General features: G+C 61.3%; 6 protein-coding genes. All 6 read left to right on the top strand.

What is annotated here, in order from left to right; genetic code table 11:
• Positions 1-50 precede the first annotated feature (50 nt).
• The 6 genes from def to BG35_RS10845 all read left to right on the top strand — a co-directional run bounded on the left by def (position 51) and on the right by BG35_RS10845 (position 4,059).
• Entirely contained in the window at positions 51-659 is a 609-nt protein-coding gene (gene def, locus BG35_RS0107235) for a peptide deformylase (RefSeq protein ID WP_034417756.1), read from the top strand.
• 27 nt (positions 660-686) lie between these two features.
• A complete protein-coding gene (locus tag BG35_RS0107230) occupies positions 687-887 on the top strand; it encodes a hypothetical protein (protein ID WP_025782302.1) in 201 nt (66 codons plus the stop codon).
• A 43-nt stretch (positions 888-930) separates the two neighbouring features.
• On the top strand, positions 931-1,101 hold the full coding sequence (gene rpsU / locus BG35_RS12140; RefSeq protein WP_046839376.1) for a 30S ribosomal protein S21: 171 nt from the start codon (positions 931-933) through the stop codon (positions 1,099-1,101).
• 55 nt (positions 1,102-1,156) lie between these two features.
• Entirely contained in the window at positions 1,157-1,336 is a 180-nt protein-coding gene (locus tag BG35_RS13365; protein WP_152535217.1) for a hypothetical protein, read from the top strand.
• 69 nt (positions 1,337-1,405) lie between these two features.
• Positions 1,406-1,708, top strand: a complete 303-nt coding sequence (gene rpsN / locus BG35_RS0107220; RefSeq protein WP_025782301.1) for a 30S ribosomal protein S14 — start codon at positions 1,406-1,408, stop codon at positions 1,706-1,708.
• Between the two features lie 233 nt (positions 1,709-1,941).
• Positions 1,942-4,059 carry a polyribonucleotide nucleotidyltransferase gene (locus BG35_RS10845; RefSeq protein ID WP_034417753.1) on the top strand — a complete coding sequence of 706 codons (2,118 nt, stop codon included), beginning with the start codon at positions 1,942-1,944 and terminating at the stop codon, positions 4,057-4,059.
• Positions 4,060-4,076 lie beyond the last annotated feature (17 nt).

Raw genomic sequence — 4,076 nt, 5'->3', positions numbered from 1 at the left:
TCCATGATTTTCTTCTTAATTTCAAGGGAAAATGGTTGAAGGAATTTTCCATGCCTAAAACCAGCTTCGCCAGCCTTGCCCATCGGGCGGCCCGCCGTGAAGCCTCGGTAACGGTCGAGAAGCAGGTTGATGGGCCGGCTCCCCTCGCCATCCACCACCTGGGGGACCAGGAGTTGCGTCAACCCGCACGGCGGGTATCCAGGGTGGACCACAACATCCGTCAACTCTGCCGCGACATGCTGCGCAGCATGTACAGCGCCCAGGGCATTGGTCTGGCGGCAACCCAGGTGGGTGTTCACAAGCAGGTGCTGGTCATTGACCTGGACCCTGAAAACCCCAGCACGCCCCCTCTGGTGCTGATCAACCCGGAGATTACGGCCTACGGCGCCTCTGTGGACTCCCGGGAGGAGGGCTGCCTCAGCATTCCCGGGGTCTACCTGAGCGTGGTGCGGCCCACGGTGGTGGAGGTGACGTTCACCGATGAGCTGGGACGCAAACAGCGGCGCAAGGCGGACGGCCTCCTGGGTCGTTGTATTCAGCACGAGATGGACCACCTCAACGGGATTTTGTTTGTGGATCGCGTCCAGGTTGTGGAGGATCTGCACCGGGAACTCGACCACCATGGCTTTGCCCCCAGTGCGGTCCATGCCGTTGTGTAGCTTGTGGCCCTTGTTGCAGCCTGTGCCATGCCCATGAAACCGCTTGCGGGGCTGTTGCTGGCCCTGTCCTGCCTGCTGGGTATTGCGGCCACGGGGTCGGTATTCGAGTTGGCCTATGGGGATCCCCGGTTGGGTGCGGTCCCCACCATGATCATCCTGGCGGTGAGTGCGCCGGGGACTGTGCTTACCCTGCTCATGGCCACGGCCTGGAACAGTCGGTCCTCCTGAGGACTACACTGTCTAGCCTGTTTTGTCCGGACACCCTTTCTGCATGGCTCAAGTCACTGTTGGCGAAAACGAAAGCATCGAGTCCGCCCTGCGCCGGTTCAAGCGCCAGGTATCGAAGGCGGGCATTTTTGCAGAGTTGAAGCGCCTTCGCCACCATGAAAACCATTTCGAGAAGGCCAAGCGCAAAGCCATGCAGCGCCGTCGTCGTCGTTGAAGTCTTGCTTAAATTCCCGGGAGCCATGGGGGCATCCGGTTCACCCTGCAGCAGCATGGCCATAGGTTTCCCTCCCGATGCCATGAACAACTTCTCCCTGGTGGGCAAGCTGCGCCGCTGGTTTGCAGAAGGCCTCGCCCATTCCTTTGGTGAACCCGAGCGGGAGCACCGCCTTGAGCCGCCTCACATCGGGGTGCAGCCCTTCCATGACGATCCCCGCCGATCCCGGGCTTAGCGCCGGTCACGAACCAACCCCATCGGACCCATGATGGGTTAGGGTTCCCTTCTACCAACAGCGGTTTTGATGGCAAAGAAATCGATGATTGCCCGTGACGTGAAGCGTCGCAAGTTGGCGAAGCAGTTCCGCGCCAAGCGTGAGGCCCTGAAGGCTGCCTTTGTTGCGGCGGAGGATCCCATGGAAAAGCTGGAGGTCCACTTCAAACTGCAGCAGCTTCCCCGCAACAGCGCCCCCAATCGCCAGCGCAACCGTTGCTGGGCCACCGGCAAGCCCCGTGGGGTGGTGCGTGATTTCGGGCTCTGCCGCAATCAACTGCGCCAGAAGGCCCACGCCGGGCTCCTGCCAGGCGTGGTTAAATCATCCTGGTGAGCCTGGAATGGCAGCTATGCTTGGATAGCGCCATGTCCAAGCGCCGTCGCCGCTGGGCTGGTGGAGACGTAAAACCGCCTGTTGAGTTGGGAGGTTGACGGGTTCGCCCCCATCCGGCCATGAAACAGGAACCAACCTGAAGGACGAGGCACGCGCCGGATCCGGAAAGGAATCCCCGACCTTCAGGACGGGGAGGAGGTCAAAACAAACCACAAACTGAGGAAACAACAAGCGTGCAAGGAGAAAGTCGGTCATTTTCCTTCGATGGACGTGAGGTTCAACTGACCATCAACCGGTTTGCCCCCCAGGCGGGTGGATCAGTGATGCTGGAGTGCGGCGGCACAGTGGTTCTCGTGACCGTTACCCGCTCGGCAGCCCGGGAGGGGGTGGATTTCCTGCCCCTCCTCTGTGACTACGAAGAGCGCATGTATGCAGCGGGGCGCATCCCCGGCAGCTATCAGCGACGGGAAGGTCGCCCTCCGGAGCGGGCGATTCTCACGTGTCGGTTGATGGATCGTCCCTTGAGGCCCCTGTTTCCCGGTTGGCTGCGGGACGACATTCAAGTGGTGGCCACATGCCAGGCCCTGGATGAGCGGATGCCCCCTGACGTGCTGGCGGTCACCGGCTCGTCCATGGCAACCCTTCTGGCGCGCCTCCCCTTTGCCGGACCCATGGCGGCCGTGCGGGTTGGCCTCCTGGGGGACGATTTTGTCATTAACCCCAGCTTCCGGGAAATTGAGCGCAGCGATCTGGACCTGGTGGTGGCCGGCACCCCCCATGGGGTGGTGATGGTGGAAGCCGGAGCCAAGCAGCTTCCCGAGCATGACGTGATCGAGGCCATTGATTTTGGCTACGAGGCGGTGCTTGATCTCATCAAGCACCAGCAGGACATCCTCAAGGAACTGGACATTGGCCCCGTGCGGGTGGAGCCGGAAACCACCGATGCGGTGGTGTTGAACTATCTGGAGGCCCAGTGCTCCGACAGCATTCGCGCCGTGCTGGCGGAATTCGATCTCAGCAAGGCGGATCGGGACAACAAGCTCAGCATCATCAAGTCCCATGTGGCCAGCGGAATCCTCAACCTGAACGAGGATCATCCCGTGCGCACTGCCGTGTCCAGAAACATCAAGCTTTTCGGAACCAGCTACAAGGCCCTCACCAAAAAGCTGATGCGGGGCCAGATCCTCACCGAGGGCAAGCGGGTGGATGGCCGCACGCTGGACCAAGTGCGCACCATTTCCTCGGCTGTGGGCATTCTGCCCCGCAAGGTGCATGGCTCGGCGGTGTTTCAGCGGGGCCTCACCCAGGTGCTCTCCGCCACCACCCTGGGCACCCCCAGTGATGCCCAGGAGTTGGACGATCTCAATCCGTCCAGCGAAAAAACCTATCTGCACCATTACAACTTTCCCCCCTTCTCCGTAGGCGAAACCCGCCCCCTCCGTTCTCCCGGTCGCCGGGAAGTTGGCCATGGCGCTCTCGCTGAGCGGGCGCTGATACCCGTCTTGCCCAAGAAGGAAGAGTTCCCCTATGTCATCAGGGTGGTGTCCGAGGTGCTCAGCTCCAACGGCTCCACCTCCATGGCCTCCGTCTGCGGTAGCACCATGGCCCTGATGGATGCCGGAGTGCCCATCAAAGCTCCCGTCGGTGGGGCAGCCATGGGGCTGATCAAGGAGGGGAGCGACGTGCGCATCCTCACGGATATTCAGGGAATCGAGGATTTTCTGGGGGATATGGACTTCAAGGTGGCGGGCACGGAGAAAGGGATCACGGCCCTGCAAATGGACATGAAGATCACCGGCTTGCCCATGGCCACCATTGGTGAAGCCATCCACAAGGCGCAACCTGCCCGGCTGCATATCCTGGCGGAGATGCAAAAAACCATCGACAAACCCCGGGAAGACCTGTCGCCCCATGCCCCGCGCCTGCTCACCTTCCGCATCAGTCCCGAGTTGATTGGCACGGTGATTGGCCCTGGCGGTCGCACCATCAAGGGCATCACGGAACGCACCAACACCAAAATTGACATCGGCGACGAAGGCCTGGTGACCATCGCCAGCCATGACGGCGCCGCCGCCCGGGAGGCCCGTCGCATTATTGACGGACTGACCCGCAAAGTTCACGAAGGGGAGATGTTCCGCGGAACCGTCACCCGCGTCATTCCCATTGGCGCCTTTGTGGAAATCCTCCCCGGCAAGGAAGGCATGATCCACATCTCCCAACTCTCGGAAACCCGGGTGGAGAAAGTGGATGATATCGTCAAAGTGGGGGATACCGTCACGGTGCGGGTCCGGGAAATCGACAGCCGTGGCCGCATTAACCTCACCATCCGTGGCGTGCTCCAGGAAACCTGACCGGAGGAATTGTGGCC

This window comes from Candidatus Synechococcus spongiarum SH4 (genome assembly GCF_000586015.1).
Taxonomy (GTDB): domain Bacteria; phylum Cyanobacteriota; class Cyanobacteriia; order PCC-6307; family Cyanobiaceae; genus Synechococcus_B; species Synechococcus_B spongiarum_F.
The sequence above is the reverse complement of the archived record's forward strand: the minus strand, read 5'-3'. Positions and strand labels throughout refer to the sequence as shown.

What these genes read in the sequence shown, in the direction of transcription:
- BG35_RS13365 (WP_152535217.1), top strand. Translation starts at nt 1,157, where the DNA reads ATGGCCATAGGTTTCCCTCCCGATGCCATGAACAACTTCTCCCTGGTG.
- BG35_RS0107230 (WP_025782302.1), top strand. Translation starts at nt 687, where the DNA reads ATGCCCATGAAACCGCTTGCGGGGCTGTTGCTGGCCCTGTCCTGCCTG.
- rpsN (WP_025782301.1), top strand. Translation starts at nt 1,406, where the DNA reads ATGGCAAAGAAATCGATGATTGCCCGTGACGTGAAGCGTCGCAAGTTG.
- def (WP_034417756.1), top strand. Translation starts at nt 51, where the DNA reads ATGCCTAAAACCAGCTTCGCCAGCCTTGCCCATCGGGCGGCCCGCCGT.
- rpsU (WP_046839376.1), top strand. Translation starts at nt 931, where the DNA reads ATGGCTCAAGTCACTGTTGGCGAAAACGAAAGCATCGAGTCCGCCCTG.